The 14,980-nt window shown below is 72.6% G+C and carries 15 protein-coding genes; 8 read left to right on the forward strand and 7 right to left on the reverse strand.

The genetic code is table 11. The annotated features are described in order from the left end of the window. Positions 1-54 precede the first annotated feature (54 nt). Complete coding sequence (locus OG522_RS05755) at positions 55-276, forward strand: CbtB domain-containing protein (protein ID WP_329461837.1); 222 nt, start codon at positions 55-57, stop codon at positions 274-276. A 20-nt stretch (positions 277-296) separates the two neighbouring features. Then, a complete protein-coding gene (locus OG522_RS05760; RefSeq protein ID WP_329461838.1) occupies positions 297-1,064 on the forward strand; it encodes a CbtA family protein in 768 nt (255 codons plus the stop codon). Between the two features lie 7 nt (positions 1,065-1,071). Here OG522_RS05760 and OG522_RS05765 read toward each other — a convergent pair whose 3' ends face one another. Next, positions 1,072-2,271, reverse strand: coding sequence for a hypothetical protein (locus OG522_RS05765; RefSeq protein WP_329461839.1), 1,200 nt, complete (start codon positions 2,269-2,271; stop codon positions 1,072-1,074). Between the two features lie 996 nt (positions 2,272-3,267). Here OG522_RS05765 and OG522_RS05770 point away from each other — a divergent pair. Continuing rightward, the gene (locus tag OG522_RS05770; RefSeq protein ID WP_329461840.1) at positions 3,268-4,662 is read left to right on the forward strand and encodes a hypothetical protein; all 1,395 of its coding nucleotides are present in this window, start codon (positions 3,268-3,270) and stop codon (positions 4,660-4,662) included. Between the two features lie 30 nt (positions 4,663-4,692). On the opposite strand, the gene OG522_RS05775 is transcribed toward OG522_RS05770, so the two are convergent. Both OG522_RS05775 and OG522_RS05780 read right to left on the reverse strand, forming a co-directional pair. Beyond that, a complete protein-coding gene (locus OG522_RS05775; protein WP_329461841.1) occupies positions 4,693-5,892 on the reverse strand; it encodes an MBL fold metallo-hydrolase in 1,200 nt (399 codons plus the stop codon). 169 nt (positions 5,893-6,061) lie between these two features. Then, complete coding sequence (locus OG522_RS05780; protein ID WP_329461842.1) at positions 6,062-6,508, reverse strand: PPOX class F420-dependent oxidoreductase; 447 nt, start codon at positions 6,506-6,508, stop codon at positions 6,062-6,064. Between the two features lie 467 nt (positions 6,509-6,975). Between OG522_RS05780 and OG522_RS05785 the strand changes: the two genes are divergently transcribed. The 4 genes from OG522_RS05785 (at position 6,976) to OG522_RS05800 (ending at position 9,889) form a co-directional block, all read left to right on the forward strand. Next, positions 6,976-7,647, forward strand: a complete 672-nt coding sequence (locus OG522_RS05785) for a GNAT family N-acetyltransferase (protein ID WP_329461843.1) — start codon at positions 6,976-6,978, stop codon at positions 7,645-7,647. Between the two features lie 307 nt (positions 7,648-7,954). After that, positions 7,955-8,467, forward strand: coding sequence for a putative immunity protein (locus OG522_RS05790; RefSeq protein WP_329461844.1), 513 nt, complete (start codon positions 7,955-7,957; stop codon positions 8,465-8,467). Positions 8,468-8,597: 130 nt separating this feature from the next. Further along, positions 8,598-8,858, forward strand: coding sequence for a hypothetical protein (locus OG522_RS05795; protein ID WP_329461845.1), 261 nt, complete (start codon positions 8,598-8,600; stop codon positions 8,856-8,858). Positions 8,859-8,896: 38 nt separating this feature from the next. Further along, entirely contained in the window at positions 8,897-9,889 is a 993-nt protein-coding gene (locus OG522_RS05800; protein ID WP_329461846.1) for an NAD-dependent epimerase/dehydratase family protein, read from the forward strand. A gap of 214 nt (positions 9,890-10,103) precedes the next feature. On the opposite strand, the gene OG522_RS05805 is transcribed toward OG522_RS05800, so the two are convergent. Together OG522_RS05805 and OG522_RS05810 are read right to left on the reverse strand one after the other, a co-directional pair. Then, positions 10,104-10,895, reverse strand: a complete 792-nt coding sequence (locus tag OG522_RS05805; protein ID WP_329461847.1) for an SGNH/GDSL hydrolase family protein — start codon at positions 10,893-10,895, stop codon at positions 10,104-10,106. Positions 10,896-11,092: 197 nt separating this feature from the next. Then, on the reverse strand, positions 11,093-13,189 hold the full coding sequence (locus OG522_RS05810) for an alpha-galactosidase (protein ID WP_329461848.1): 2,097 nt from the start codon (positions 13,187-13,189) through the stop codon (positions 11,093-11,095). 170 nt (positions 13,190-13,359) lie between these two features. Here OG522_RS05810 and OG522_RS05815 point away from each other — a divergent pair, with 170 nt between their 5' ends. After that, positions 13,360-14,175 (forward strand): tyrosine-protein phosphatase, encoded by an 816-nt coding sequence (locus tag OG522_RS05815; RefSeq protein ID WP_329461849.1) that lies wholly within the window; start codon positions 13,360-13,362, stop codon positions 14,173-14,175. Between the two features lie 4 nt (positions 14,176-14,179). Here the strand turns inward: OG522_RS05815 and OG522_RS05820 are convergent, their stop codons facing one another. Next, complete coding sequence (locus OG522_RS05820) at positions 14,180-14,350, reverse strand: DUF6126 family protein (RefSeq protein WP_329461850.1); 171 nt, start codon at positions 14,348-14,350, stop codon at positions 14,180-14,182. A gap of 15 nt (positions 14,351-14,365) precedes the next feature. Beyond that, a complete protein-coding gene (locus OG522_RS05825; protein ID WP_329461851.1) occupies positions 14,366-14,959 on the reverse strand; it encodes a helix-turn-helix domain-containing protein in 594 nt (197 codons plus the stop codon). Between the last annotated feature and the right edge of the window lie 21 nt (positions 14,960-14,980).

Raw genomic sequence — 14,980 nt, forward strand, 5'->3', positions numbered from 1 at the left:
ACCTCCGTCTCAGGCACCACAACCGGGACGCGTGTTCCCCCAGGAGGTTCTGCCATGGCACAGTCCGCTGCTGCCCCCGTCGCCGTCGACACCCCGGCGATCACCCCCATCTCGCTCAAGGCGATCGCGCCCTGGGCCGTCTTCTTCGGCATCCTGATGCTCGTCCTGCTCTACTTCGTCGGTGCCGAGCAGGGCGCCACCTCGCTGATCTCCGGCACGGACGTCCACGAGTGGGTCCACGACGGACGCCACCTGCTGGGCTTCCCCTGCCACTGAGACCAGGGGACACCGAGCTCGTGAACTCCGTATCCGTCCGCGCCCTGTTGGTGCGCGGAATGCTCGCCGGCCTCGCCGCCGGTGCTCTCGCCCTCGTCGTGGCGTATCTGCTCGGCGAGCCCCGGGTGGACTCGGCCATCGCGTTCGAGGACGCCCACTCCCACGAACACGGAATGGAAGTGGTCAGCCGCTCGCTGCAGTCCACCGCCGGGCTGGCCACCGGCGTCCTGGTCTTCGGCGTCGCGGTCGGCGGGATCGCCGCCCTGGCCTTCTGCTTCGCGCTCGGCCGCATCGGCGGGTTCGGGCCGCGGGCCACCGCCGCACTGATCTCCTTCGGCGCGCTCCTCACGGTGTACGTCGTACCGTTCCTGAAGTATCCGGCGAACCCGCCGTCCGTCGGCGAACCCGACACCATCGGCCAACGCACCACGCTGTACTTCCTGATGATCGCGCTGAGCGTGCTCGTCGCCGTCGCGGCGGTCATCCTCGGCAAACGTCTGGCACCCCGTCTCGGCAACTGGAACGCCACCGTGGCGGCCGGGGCCGCCTTCCTCGTCGCGGTCGGCCTCGCCTACGCGTTCCTGCCCGCCACCAACGAGGTGCCCAAGGACTTCCCGGCAACCCTGCTGTGGCAGTTCCGCCTCTCCGCCATCGCCATCCAGCTCACCCTGTGGACCAGCTTCGGTCTGCTCTTCGGTCACCTCGCCGAACGCCTCCTCATCCCCGCCCCGGCTCCCGGAGCCGCGAAGAAGACCAAGGCCGCACGGGCCGCCGCCCCCGTGAACTGACAGCCCATCACCAGAACCCGCCGGACGTGCCCGGCGGGTTCTCGCTGTGTCCACAGCCCTGGTGCGAGGTCGCCACCTCGGGGACCATGGGTAGCGGTGAAGCGACTCGGCATGGCGACGGGGGCGACATGAGTGGGGTGGAACTGGTGGTGGCCGCGCTGACCGCGGGCGCGTCGGCCGGGCTCACCGACACCGCGAGCAGTCCTGGTTCGTCCTGCATCCCCCGCCCGGTGTCCGGATCGTCTCCTTCTTCGTCACGGGACGGTTCGCGGCCCAGAGCGACCGGGAAGCGTTCCTCGACGTCATGATCGAGCAGCTCGCGACGCTCCTCGGCGAGCCCGTCCCCTCGTACTGGACGGCCGCCACGCGCACCGCGCACCTGTGGGCCATGTTCGACGCGGCAGCACACCACTGCCGCCGACAGGGACAGCGGCTCCTGCTCGTCGTGGACGGCGTCGACGAGGACCGCGGCACCGGCTCCCACAGCATCGCCGCGCTCCTCCCGGCGCGGCCGCGCGAGGGCCTGCGCATCGTGGTCTCGGGGCGCCACAACCCTCCCCTCCCCTCCGACGTACCCGCCGACCACCCGCTGCGCGATCCCGGCGTCAGACGCACTCTCACCGCGTCGGCGCACGCGCGGGGCATCCAGCGGGAGGCGCCGCTCGAACTGCGCAGGCTGCTGCTCGGCCCCGAGGCCGAGCGGGAACTGGTGGGCCTGGTGACGGCCGCGGGCGGCGGTCTCAGCGGCCGGGACCTGGCTGAGCTGACAGGTCGTCAAGTATGGGAGGTGGGGTACTCGTTGCGCACCGTCGCCGGACGCTCGTTCACGCACCGGCCGGGCGGGGGCCGTTCCGGTTCGACAACCGCCGGCGAGGTCTATCTGCTGGCCCACGAGGAACTCCAGGAAGCCGCCGTCCACTTCCTGGGCGGTACGCAGCTGGCCGCATACCGGCAACGCCTCCACGACTGGGCGGCCCGATGGCGCCGTGCGGGGTGGTCCGCCCAGACGCCCGACTACCTGCTCTTCGGATACTTCCGCATGCTCCACGCCCAGGGCGAGTCGGCCCACATGACGGCCTGCGCCCTGGACCCGGCCCGCCTTCGCACGCTGCTCGACGTGACCGGCGGTGACGGGGCCGCTCTCGCCGAGATCACCGCCGCCCAGGACGCGCTCCTCGACCGCGATCCCCCCGGACCTGGACTCCATGGTTCTGCTCGCCTTCCGGCGGGACACCCTCACCCACCGCAACCGCCGGATCCCCACGCGTCTTCCCGCTGTGTGGGGGCGCCTCGGACATCCCCTGCGGGCCGAAGCCCTCGCACGGTCGCTGCCCGATCCGGACCGCCGCGCCCGCGCGCTCGCCGCCCTGAGCGAGGCACTGGCCGAAGACGGTACGGACGGCCGGGCGGCAACCGGGCCGGGTGTGACCGTGGTCGGTGCGGTGGAAGTCGCCGACGAGGCCGAAGCCGCGGCCCGGTCCGTGACCGGGGCGGCGCCGCGCGCGCAAACGCTGGCGCAAGTGGCCGAAGCCTGGGCGGAGTTGGGCCACACCGACCGCGCAAAGGCTCTGGCCGACGAGGCCGAACGCCTGGCCTGGTCCGATGTGGGTGACGCGTACGAAACGTCGCAGGCCGTGCAGGCGGTGGCCCGGACGTGGGCGCGGCTGGGCGCCGCGGACCGCGTCGAAGCGCTCGACCTCAAGTTGGGCGCACTGTCGCAGGAGCGCAACTGGTCATCCACAGTCGACGCATTGCCGCCCTGGGTCCTCACGCTGGCACGTGCGCTGGCACGGTCGGGCGAGGTCGACCGCGCCGAGACCGTCGCTCGCGGCATCACCAACGCCCAGGAGATGGTCCTCACGCGGCTGGAACAGCACCTCGATCAGCGCGGGTACGGCGCCCCTGACGGACGCCGGGCCCATGGCGCCGAGGAAGCGTCCATCGCCATCGGCGAACCCGAACTGTGGGCCCTGGCGCTCGCCGAGGTGGCGCAAGCGGGCGGGCGGGCGACGCCGAGCGCGCCGAGGCCCTGCTGGCAGAGGCCGAGAGTCTCACGGGAGCCGGGCCGGGCACCCCGTACCGGGCGAGAGCACGGGCCCGCTCGATCGTCGCGGTGGTACGTGGCTGGAGCGCGCTGGGGCACCTCGACCGCGCCGAAAGACTCGCCCGCCGCGCCGGAGCGCTGCTCCGGACCGGAATCCCGGTGCGGTACGCGTCCGAACTGGCCTGGGAAGCCGAGGTGTGGGCGCGGCTCGGGCACCGCGAGCGCGCCGGGGAACTGGCCCGCTCGGCGGAGACGGCTGCTCGTGGAGCCACCCGGCCGGGGCTCCAGCGGGGGAAACTGGCCGAAGTGGCCGTGACACTGGCCTGGTCCGGCGATACCGACCGCGCCGTGGCACTGGCGCGCGCGATCACCGATCCGGGTGCGCGCGATCACGCACTGGCCGAACTGACCGCTGTCGCCTGCGCCCGGGGCAACATCAGCCGCGCCCACGAGGTGGCGCGGAGCATCACCTCCCCGGAGCTGCGGGCGCGGGGGTTGGCAGCGGTCGCGGAGGGCATGACGAGGGCCGGGCCCATCGGCGCGGCCTCAACTGTGCTGGCCGATGCGGAGGTTGCGGCGCGAGCCACCCCCACCGTGGGAGAGCGTTCGCTCGCCTTGGCCGAAGTGGCGGCGGTGAACATGGTCATGGGCCGGGCCGCCCACGCCCGATCGGTCCTGCGCGAGGCGGAGCGCCTGGCCCAGTGGATCGCGGTCCGGGAGTCCGATCAGGGCAACCGGGTCATGGCGGTGGCAGATCTCATGGCGCGGCTCGGCCATCTCGACGGCGCCGTCCAACTCGCGCGAAACATCATGGACTTGGGGCTGCGCACCGAAGCACTCCTCCAGCTGGCGGCCCAGCTGGCACGCGCGGGGCAGAGGGAGCGGGCCCGCCTCCTCGTCCATGATGCCGAAGAGGCCGTTCGGACCGATCCCGACTACCGGAGGTGGAAGCCCCGGGCGAACGGGCTGGCCGAAGTGGCGGAGAGGTGGGCGCGCTGGGGCGAAGCCGGACGCGCGGCTCAACTCGCCCGCGCGGCGTCCCAGTTCGCGCGCGCCGACACGGCCCGGAGCTGGCACGACGTCATGGCATTGGGCGATGCGGCGGCGGCACTCGCCCGCCAGGGAGACGTCGGGGGCGCCGAGGCGGTGACCCGGGCGATTGCCGGGCCGTACTTCCGGGACCGCGCCCTGACCCAAGTCGCGGAGGCGCTGACCCAGTCGGGCCATGCCGACCGGGCCGAGGCACTGGCCGGGACGATCACCCAACCGCACTGGCAGGCCGTGGCGCTCGTGGGGGCGGCCCGCCGGTCCGGCCGTGCCCGCACCCGCCATCTGCTCACGCGGGCCCTGCGGATCGACGCCTGGCAGACGGCCGCCGACGTGCTCGTGCTTGAGACACCGGAGGCGCTGGCCTCGATCGTCGACGAACTCCTCACCGGTGTACCGGACTTGGGCGGATCCGCGGAGGAGCCCACCTGGCTGCCCCACTCCCCGCGGCCGTGGACGCTCATGTTGAAAACGGTACGGAAGGGCAACGATCCGGAACCGAGCTAGGGGTGCTCGGAGGTCGCCCCTCGCGTACCGTCAGCGCTCGCCCGCCAGGTCGAGTTCGGCCAGATTCGGCTTCGACTCCACTTCGAGCGGCTTCGGTCGCCGCCAGTGATGTGCGATGGTCCCGGCCACGGGCCGCCACCACGGATCGGTCGGCAGATCGCCACCGGGCTCGAACGGCTCCCCCGGCCGCGGCGTGGCCAGCCCCTGGCCCACCGCTCCGGCGACGTCCACGGACCACTCGGCCGGCTCGGCCCACGGGTGCAGCGCGAGGTTGAACGTGCCCCAGTGGATAGGCATCAACGCGCCGTGCGGAACGCCGCCTTGGAGGTCGAGGTGGGCGCGGAGACCTTCCTCCGGAGTCATGTGGATGTCCGGCCAGAACTCGCTGTACGCACCGACCTGGATCATGGTCGCGTCGAACGGGCCGTGCTCCGCGCCGATGTCGCTGAAGCCCCCGAAGTAGCCCGTGTCACCGCTGTGGTAGATCCGGTGCTCGGGCCCCGTCACCGCCCACGACGCCCAGAGCGTGTGCTGCTGGTTGCGCAGGCCGCGGCCGCAGAAGTGGCGGGCCGGGGTCGCGGTGAGCGTGATTCCGTTGGCCTTGACGGACTCGTTCCAGTCCAGCTCGTGAATCCGGTCGGCCGGTACGCCCCAGTGTTCCAGGTGGGCGCCGACGCCCAGCGGCACCGCGAAGACCGTGCCGGTTCCGGCCAGCGAGCGGATCGTGGGGAGGTCAAGGTGGTCGTAGTGATCGTGCGAGATGACCACGACGTCGACCGGTCCGAGCGAGGCCAGCGGCACCGGCACGGGGTGCAGCCGCTTGGGCCCGGCGAACGGGAACGGAGAACAGCGCTCGCCCCATACGGGGTCGAAGAGCACCCGGCGCCCGTCGATCTCGGCGAGCACGCTCGAATGCCCCATCCAGGTGAGCCGCAATCCGGTGACCGGCGGCTTCGCGATGTCCGCGAGCGTCGTCGGGTGCACCGGGATGTTGCCGGTGGGGGCGCGGCGTACCCGCTGCTCCTTCTCGAAGAACAGCTTCGCGAACTCCAGGGTGGAACCCGTGGGTCTGGTCCGGGCGCCCTCCGGGTTCTGGAACACGCCGTCCGCGAAGTTCGGCGAGCGGCGGATCCGAGCCATCCGCTCCCCCGTCGGGTCGGCGCCGAACGCGGCCGGCCGCAGTTCGCGCAGCCTGGAGCGGAGTGGAAGCAGAGAACCAGCGCCGGTCACGGCACCTCCTGGGGCTCGGGGGTCGTTCCATTATGTGCGGCGACCGTGCACGCGCCCGCGGGCAGGTGGCCGAGGAGGGTCCCTCGGACGCCGCCGCGACCGTGCCCGACTGTCTGTCCGCCGCGGGCGCCGACTTCGGGCGGTCAGGCCGGGCGATCTGGTCGGTCGGTCAGGCGCCTTGGCGGGGCTGGCCGTAGGCCCGCTCGACGCGGAGCCTCAGTACGAGGCGACGGTCGCGCACCATGGCGGCGCGGTACTCGTCCCAGTCGGGGTGCTCGCCTTGCACGTCCCGGAAGAGGGAGACCAGTTCCTCGACCGTTTCGTCGTGCGGGTCGGCCGCGACCGGGGTGAGATCGGCGGTCCCCTCGGCGACGGTCCAGGCCCAGCGGTCCTCGCTGGTGACGTGGTAGCTGGCACGGGGATCGCGGCGCAGGTTCCTGGTCTTGGCCCGGTCGTCGGTGAGCGAGACCTTGATGACGCCGTCGTCGGGGTAATAGGCGTGGTTGACGTTGGAGAGCTGGGGCCGCCCGTCCCGCTTCAGGGTGACCAGGACGCCGCCGTCCTGCGCGCCGACCAGTTTCAGGAGGGCTTCCTGGGGTGCGTCGAATGCCGTCATGCCTGGGAAACGCCGAGAGGGACGGCCGGATTCCCCAGGCGCTGGTTCACCGCCGTCCGGCCAGGCCCTCGGGCCCGAAGATCGGCGGCCCGGCACCCCGGATGCACGCCGCAAGCGGCCCGGCGGGGGCCACGACTGCGGGGCTGAACCCCGGCCCAGCGCCCGGCGCCCGGCGGTGGCCCGGACGCCGGGCGCACCGCAGCCCTGGCCTCCCGGGGCCCCGCCCCGACGCCGCCGCAGAAATCGGCCCGGCAAAGGACCACCACCGTCCAGCCGGCGCCCGGCCCAGCGCCCGACGCCAACACCCGACAAGCGGCCCGGCGACCCGAGGCCCCGGACGACGCCCCACCGCGGCCCGGCTTCTCTGCTTCCCGGCGACCGAATCGCACCGCAGACATCCAGTCACCGTCCGGCTCGGCCCGGCCAATCCCCGGAATCGGGCTTGCCGCGCCTGGCATGATGCGCGGATGATCACGCCGATACCGCACGTAGTGCCCGCCGGCCGCATGGCCCGGCAGCCGCAGCCGTCGTTCGTCCTGCCCGGCGGGCGGGAACTGCGCCCCTGGCGGGAGTCGGACGCCTCCGTTCTGGAGGCCTCGTGCCGCGATCCGGAGATCGTCCAGTGGAACCGCGTCGAGGCCCTGTCGCCGCGCACCGCCCGCGAGAAGATCGCCCGCTGGGGACAGCGCTGGACGGAGGAGGCCGCCGCGATCTGGGCGATCTCACGGCGGGACGACGCCAAAGCCGTGGGGCTCATCGGGATCGGTGACCTCGATCTGCGCGGCGGCAGCGGCGAGCTCCTCTACTGGCTGCTGCCCGCCGGACGCGGGGCCGGTGCGGCGCTCGACGCCACCCTGCGGGTCAGCCGGTGGGCGCTGGAGGAACTCGGGCTGCACCGGATCCGGATCACGCATTCGGTGGAGAACCCCGCCTCCTGCCGAGTGGCCGAGCGGGCCGGTTACACCCTGGAAGGCACGATGCGCAGCGCACTGCTGCACTCCGACGGTTGGCACGACGAGCACTTGCACGCCCGGGTGGCCGGCGACCCCTGGCCGATGGGACCGGCCTTCGAGGAGGGCGAACCCGGTCGCCGCAAAGGCGGCCCGACCCGGGCGGCCCACGGCCGGGTGCGTGCCTGAGATCCGGCCAGTGAGCGTGGGACAGGGGTGGAGAACGTAAGACGCGGGTGGTGACGCGGCAGCGACACCGGGCCGCCGACCCTGGACGAAGTGACCGTAAGCGCGCTGAAACGGCAGCGACACCGGACGGCGGACCCGGCACCATGTGCGGGCGGTGAAACCGCAGCGACACCGCGCGGCCGACTCCGCACCATGAGCGAGTCGTGAAACCCCAGCAACACCCCACCGCCGACCCAGCACCACATGCGCGCGGAGAAACCCCAGCGACACCGCGCCGCGGACCCGGCACCATGTGCGGGTGGACCAAGTGACCGTAAGCGATGAAGACCGCCGACTCCTCGGACTGTGGGCCGCCGACTGCGCCGAGCGGGTGCTGCCGCTGTTCGAGGCTGCGGCTCCCGATGACACCCGGCCTCGCGAGGCGATCGAGGTCCTGCGGAGCTTCACGCAGACCGGGAGGCGGACCGCGCGGCTGCGCTCCGTCAGCTGGGCGGCTCACAAAGCCGCGCGCGACGTCGAGGATCCGGCCGCCACAGCCGCCGCCCGTGCCGCCTGCTACGCGGCAGGCGCCCCTTACATCCACGCCCTGGCCACCCCTCACCAGGCGCGCCACATCCACGGGCCCGCGCTCTACGCGGCGCTCGCTCGCGAGTTCGCGGCGGGCGACGACCCCGCCGTCGGTGACAGGGAAGTGCACTGGGCGATCGGTCACGCCTCACCCGCCGTCCGCTCGCTGACGCGGCAGTTGCCTGCTTGCGAGCCAGGTCGCAGCCGACTGGCCGAGCTTCGCCATCGACTGGACGCAGCCCTTCGCCTCTGACCGGCGAGCGTGCACCCCCCTTCCCATTGACCCCCCGCGCTCGACGGCAGACGCGAGCCCCGCCGCGACCCACTACGCACGCGCCACCGCGAAGGCTCGCGCGACGAGCGACGACACCGCCCTCATCCGCATGCGGATACTCGACATGCGGGTACTCGACCGGGCCGGCCGTGACGGCGTCATCTGGCCGCACCACATCCACGACGGCCACCTACGGCGGCACCGTGCCCCCGGTACGGGGAACGCCGACGAGCTCACGCGGCGCGGCTACACCTTCGCGGCCTCCCTCGGCAGCTCGCCCCGGCACCGCCGAAACCCGGCACCGTACACGGCCGTAACTACCCGCCATCACACCTCCGCCGGTCCGGCCGATTACGCCCACAGCAAGTAACCGTTCCGAACCGCCCGCCCGGCAGGCAGAGTCGGGGCATGAGAGTGCTGATGCTGGGTGGTACGGAATTCGTCGGCCGGGCCGTGACCGAAGCGGCGCTGGCTCGCGGTCACGAGGTGACGGTGTTTCACCGGGGCCGCCACGAGGCGCCGGCGGGGGTGGTCTCACTGCACGGCGACCGCACCGCCAAGGGCGGGCTCGCGGCGCTGGAGGACGGCGAGTGGGACGTGGTCGTCGACACCTGGTCGCACGCCCCGGCCGTCGTCCGCGACGCGGCCCGGCTGCTGTGCGGGCGGGCCGGCCAGTATGCGTACGTATCGAGCCGGTCGGTGTACCCCCACCCCACCCCGGTCGGCGCCGACGAGGACACACCGCTGGTGGCGGGCTCCCCCGACGACGTGGACGAGGTGGACTACCCGTCGGCCAAGCGCGGCGGCGAACTCGCCGCGGTGCGCGAATTCGGCGCGGAGCGCACGCTGTTGGTGCGCGCGGGTCTGGTCCTCGGCCCGTGGGAGAACATCGGCCGACTCCCGTGGTGGCTGACCCGGGCCGCACAAGGCGGCGACATGCTGGCCCCCGGCCCGCGCGATCTGGGCGTGCAGTACATCGACTGCCGCGACCTGGCGCAGTGGACCCTGGACGCGGCGGAGGCCGGGCTCAGTGGTCCGTACAACCTGGTCAGTCCGGCAGGCCACACCACCATGGGCGGACTGCTCGAAGCGTGCGTCGAGGTCACCGGCGGCGGGGCGGTGCTGCGCTGGACCGAGGCCGAGCCGATCCTGGCGGCCGGTATCGCGCCGTGGCTCCAGCTGCCCGTGTGGATTCCGCCGGGCGAGATGCACGACACGATGCACGGCTCGTCGGTCGCGAAGGCCGTGGCGGCCGGGCTCCACTGCCGCCCCGTGTCGGAGACCGTCGCCGACACCTGGGCCTGGCTCCGCTCGGTCGGCGGGACCGCGCCGCAGCGCCCGGACCGCCCTCAGGTCGGCCTCGACCCGGAGACGGAGGCCAAGGTGCTCGGCCGCAGCTGACCGGCCGGACTCTCTCCTCGGGGCGATCAGCCCCAGCCCCTCGCACCACGGCCACCCCTGACCGGCCCAGCCCCACCCCTCGGGACGGTCAGCCCCAGCCCCTCGCACCACGGCCACCCCTGACCGGCCCGGACCCGCCCCTTTCGGGCGATCAGCCGAAGCCCCTCCGGCCACGGCCACATCATCGCCACCGCCATCACCGACTGACGTACCGTCAAAGAGGCAGCAGATCAGGGCGCTTGGGCGTGACCTCGTCGCCCGAGGACTCGCCTCGCAGCCGCCGCCCGATCCACGGCACCAGGTATTCGCGCGCCCAGTGGATGTCGTCGCGCCGCACCTCCAGGGTGTTGCGCGGCGGCAGCGGGGGCCACGGCTGGTCCGGGTCGGCCGGTACGTCGAGGCCGAGCACCTGGGCGGCGCGCAGTGCGACCCGGGTGTGTCCCTCCGCCGAGAGGTGCAGCCGGTCGGCGTCCCAGGCCCGCCGGTCCTGGACGGACTTCAGCGACCAGAGGTCGAGCACCGGGCAGTCGTAGCGGTCCGCCATGGCCCGCACATGCCCGTTGTACGTCGCGATCTTGCCGCGCAGATGGCGGAGCAGGGTGACGCCTCGGGTGTCGAAGCCGGTGGTCACCATGACGGTGCCGACCGACGACTTCAGGTCGGCGAGCGCCCGCTCGAAGCGTTCGGCCACCTCGTCGGGGTCGGTGCCGGGCCGGATGATGTCGTTGCCGCCCGCGCAGAAGCTCACCAGGTCCGGGGCGAGCTCCTTGGCGCGGGGCACCTGGTCCTCGACGATCTGGTCGAGGAGCTTGCCGCGCACCGCGAGGTTGGCGTAGCGGAAGGCACCTTCCGGCCGCTGGTCTGCGAGCAGCACCGCGAACCGGTCCGCCCAGCCGACGAACGTACCGTCCGGGCCGGGGTCGCCGACGCCTTCCGTGAAACTGTCGCCGATCGCCGTATACGACCCGAACGCGCCGCTGCTGAATGATCTCGAATCGTCTGCCACGAGGGCTCATCCTCCACCCCCGCAAGTGACCTACGCCACCGTAGGGAGGGGTTGACGACGGGTGAGATAGACCACCCGGTCAGTTTTCCCGGACCGGGAATACGGGCCCGGGGGCTCCGCGCCGGCCGCCCCGGGCTCCGGTTCGCGAGGTGAACTGCCCCTACGGATCAGGGCAGTTCAAGCCGGGGAAGGCGTTATCAGCGGGCGCGTCGCAGCCGGAACACCGCCGCGTCCAGATCACCGCGCAGTCCGGTGGCGAGCCCGCGGTGCAGCAGCACGGCTCCCCGGTGGACCGCCCCGGTGTCGAGGCACTCGTACGCCGCGGTGGCGTCGAGCCCGCGCAACCGGACGGCGGGCGGAAGCTCTCCGTGGCGCTGAGCCTGGAGCCAGGCCAGGACGACGGTGTCGTCGCCCCGGGTGTACTGGACGGCGCTCAGCCCGCCCTCGGGTGCCCGCAGCCGGTACTGGGTGCCGAGCTGCACCACCGGGCGGATCTCCTTGTACAGCGCCACCCACTCGCGCGCCTCGGCGAGTTCGGCCGCGCTCCACCGGTTCAGGTCGCCGCCCACGCCCAGCACGCCGGCCATCGCGCTCACGAAACGGAAGCGGAGGCTGCTGGCCCGCCCGTTGAGCTGCTCGTTGGGGCTGTCGGTCACCCAGGCCGCCATCACCCGGGCGGGGTGCAGCTGGCTGAAGCCGTGCTGGATGGCGAGCCGGTCCAGCGGGTCGGTGTTGTCGGAGGTCCACACCTGGTCGGTGCGCGAGAGCACCCCGAGGTCGACGCGCCCGCCGCCACCCGAGCAGGACTCGAAGGCGACCCGCGGGTGCGCGGCGCGCAGTTGGTCGAGCAGCGCGTAGAACGCCTCCACGTGTTCGACCCACAGCTTCTGCGGATACGGCTCGTCCGGCCAGCCCGCCTCGGTGAAGCACCGGTTGAAGTCCCATTTCACGTAGTCGACGGGAGCACTGGAGAGCAGCCCGTCCAGCTGCTCCCACAGGTATGCGCGGACGTCGCGGCGCGCGAGGTTCAGGACGAGCTGATGGCGGAACTCGGTGCGGCTTCGGCCGAGTTGATGCTGCACCCAGTCGGGGTGGGCACGGTAGAGGTCGCTGTCGGGGTTGACCATCTCCGGCTCGACCCAGATCCCGAACTGCATGCCGAGCGCGTGCACTTCGTCCGCCAGGGGCTTCAACCCACCGGGGAATCGGGCCGGGTTGGGGCTCCAGTCACCGAGGCCCGCCGCGTCGTGGGTGCGGGCGCCGAACCAGCCGTCGTCGACGACGAACAGTTCCACGCCCATGTCGGCCGCGCGGTGCGCGAGGGCGCGCTGCTGATCCTCGGAGATGTCGAAGCCGGTCGCCTCCCAGGAGTTGAAGAGCACCGGCCGCGGTTCCCCGGCGCGCGGAATCACCCGGGCCAGCTGCCAGGCGTGCCATTCCCGGCTCGCGCCGCCGAAGCCGCCCCCGCTCCACAGCCCGGCGAACACGGGCGAGGTGTACGCCTGACCGGGCGCGAGCAGCACCAGACCCGCGTCGTCGTGCCCGGCGCCGCCGTTGATCTGCACCCGCCCGTCGGGCAGTGCGTGCACCGCGATGCGCCAGGACCCCGACCAGCCGAGCGCGCACCCGTACACCTCTCCGCTCTCCTCGGTCGCGGCGCCGTCGGCGTCGAGCGCGACCCAGGGCAGGTGCTGGTGCCCGGTGTGACCGCGCCTGCTGCCGAGTACCTTCTCGCCGGGGGTGAGTTCGCTGCGTACGAGACGGGACTCGGCGGCCCAGCGGCCGTGCAGCTGGCTGAGCCGCCAGCCGTCGCGCTCCGGCAGCGTCCAGGCGGCGGCGTCCGCGCGCAGCAACTCCAGTGCGCCGTCGGCTCCTTGATGTGCGGCGGTCACCCATCGCTCCACGACGTCGAAGTCGTCGCGCATCCGGTAGTGCAGGGTGAGCGCGAGACCGTTGGCGGGGTCGGTGAACGTCAGGCGCAGCTCGTCACCGTCGACGTCCGAGTCGGCGAAGCGCCACTCGGTGCCCCGCGCCTGTCCGGTACGCACCGAGAGCGCCGGGCGCACGAAACGCGGCCCGCCCTCCACCGGGTACTCCTCCACGCCGTCCAGACGCGACTCGAACGGCCACGGGGGCGGCAGGGGCTCGCGGGCCAGAGCTGCCGCGTCGGCGACCGAGATCCTGGGGCCCCAGTGGAGGTGCAGCAGTTCCTCCCGGTCCGTGAGGTGCAGCGCATAGCTGCTGGTCCGACCGGACAGCAGCCAAAGACGTCCGTTGTCACCGAGCTCGATCATCACGACCCCCAGATCCGCACACATACGCACACATACGCACAGGATCGGGGTGGAGGTGCCTCGGGGGCAACGCTTGTGCGGTGTGCAGGGAGATGGTTGCCCCAGGAATGCATGTCGTATCGTCGGGAGACGCGCAGGCCGCGCCACCCGGATCGACGTCAGGAGCCGCCGTGACCCAGCAGATTCCGCAGGTCCCCTCGACAGAGCCCGAGCTGTCCGGGGTGCGCAACTTCCGTGACGTGGGCGGGTTGCCGACCGTGGACGGTCTGCGGGTGCGCGGCGGCCGGCTCTTCCGCAGCGGACACCTCGCGCACGCCACCGAGGCGGACGCGGCCTTCCTCGCCACCCTCGGACTGCACACGGTCTTCGACTTCCGCAACGCGGGCGACCACAAGCTGGAAGGCCCGGACATCGCGCTGCCGGGCGTGCGCAACATCAACATTCCGCTGACCGATCCGGCCGACGGCGCGGAGTTCTGGAAGATGGTCCGCGACGGCGGGCTCGCCGAACTGCGCTCCGCCCTGTCCGACGGCCGAGCCGCGGACCGGATGATCCACTCGTACCGGGAGATCATCACCCGGCGCACCGCCGAGCACAGCCGGGTCCTGCACGCGCTCGCCGAGGACAGCGTCCCGGCGCTGATGCACTGCGCCGCGGGCAAGGACCGGGCGGGTCTTTCCATCGCCGTGGCGCTGCTCGCGGTCGGCGTCGAGCGGGACGCCATCGAGGCGGACTACCTCAAGTCCAACGAGCCGCACCGCCGCTACAAGGTGCGCCGCACCAGCGAGTCGGCGGACGCGATGTCCCCCGAGGTCATGGAGCTCCTGAGCCCCCTCTTCGACGCCCGCGCCAGCTATCTGCACGCGGCCTTCGACACCATCGACAAGACCTGGGGCAGCACCGAACGCTACTTCTCCCAGGGTCTCGGTCTCGCCCCCGAGACCCGCGCGCGGCTGCGCGAGCGTCTCCTGGACGGTGCGGTGTGACCCGCTACTTCGCGCCCACCGCGAAGAGCAGGTAGAGGAAGCCGGCGAAGATGTGCCCGGCGATGAGGTAGGCGAAGAGCCGGACCACCAGCCCCCGGGGGAACTTGGTCTCCGCCGTCTCCTCGATGTTCTTGCGGGGTGTCGCCGCGACGGGCGCGCTCTCGTGCTCGGACATGTCTGTCCCGTCCTCTCAGCTGTGCGGGTGGTGCGGATGCGGATCGGGGCTCTGGAGCAGGGTGTGCACGAACAGGAACTCGGCTCCGCCGGGCGAGGCGGCGGAGATCCGGTGCGGGGTGAGCGAGTCGAAGTGCGCGCTGTCACCGGGGTCGAGTTCGTGGGTGGCGTCCCCCAGGCTGAGCCGGAGCCGGCCGGTCAGGACGTAGAGCCACTCCTCACCGGGGTGGACCCGGACGAGTTCGCGCTGCGTGCCGTACGGGACCTCGACGCGCAGTGCCTGCATGGCCCGGCCGGGGCCGCCGGTCTGGTGGTAGGTCCAGCCGTCGGCCTCGCGGGGCGCGGCGCGGCCGGCCCGGATGACGGGTTCGCGCTCGGGCGGCATCTCGCCGAGCAGTTCGGAAACCGTCGTACCGTAGATGCGGGCGAGCGCGAGCAGCATCGGCAGCGAGGGTTGCCTGGCGCCCGTCTCCAGCCGGGAGAGGTGCGCGGGCGAGAGACCGGCCCGCTGGGCGGCGGCCTCCAGGGTGAGACCGCGACGGCGGCGCAGTTCGCGCAGCCGGGGCGCGACGCCGGGGAGCGCCGCGACGTCGTCGGCAGGAGTGCTCATGCACTCCATTCAGACAGGTCT

It is taken from the genome of Streptomyces sp. NBC_01431 (assembly GCF_036231355.1).
GTDB lineage: Bacteria > Actinomycetota > Actinomycetes > Streptomycetales > Streptomycetaceae > Streptomyces.

Excerpts from the sequence above, each read along its gene's own strand:
- OG522_RS05755 (WP_329461837.1), top strand. The coding sequence starts at position 55 with ATGGCACAGTCCGCTGCTGCCCCCGTCGCCGTCGACACCCCGGCGATC.
- OG522_RS05765 (WP_329461839.1), bottom strand. The coding sequence starts at position 2,271 with ATGGAGTCCAGGTCCGGGGGGATCGCGGTCGAGGAGCGCGTCCTGGGC.
- OG522_RS05780 (WP_329461842.1), bottom strand. The coding sequence starts at position 6,508 with ATGACGGCATTCGACGCACCCCAGGAAGCCCTCCTGAAACTGGTCGGC.
- OG522_RS05785 (WP_329461843.1), top strand. The coding sequence starts at position 6,976 with ATGATCACGCCGATACCGCACGTAGTGCCCGCCGGCCGCATGGCCCGG.
- OG522_RS05795 (WP_329461845.1), top strand. The coding sequence starts at position 8,598 with ATGCGGATACTCGACATGCGGGTACTCGACCGGGCCGGCCGTGACGGC.
- OG522_RS05800 (WP_329461846.1), top strand. The coding sequence starts at position 8,897 with ATGAGAGTGCTGATGCTGGGTGGTACGGAATTCGTCGGCCGGGCCGTG.
- OG522_RS05810 (WP_329461848.1), bottom strand. The coding sequence starts at position 13,189 with ATGATCGAGCTCGGTGACAACGGACGTCTTTGGCTGCTGTCCGGTCGG.
- OG522_RS05820 (WP_329461850.1), bottom strand. The coding sequence starts at position 14,350 with ATGTCCGAGCACGAGAGCGCGCCCGTCGCGGCGACACCCCGCAAGAAC.
- OG522_RS05825 (WP_329461851.1), bottom strand. The coding sequence starts at position 14,959 with ATGAGCACTCCTGCCGACGACGTCGCGGCGCTCCCCGGCGTCGCGCCC.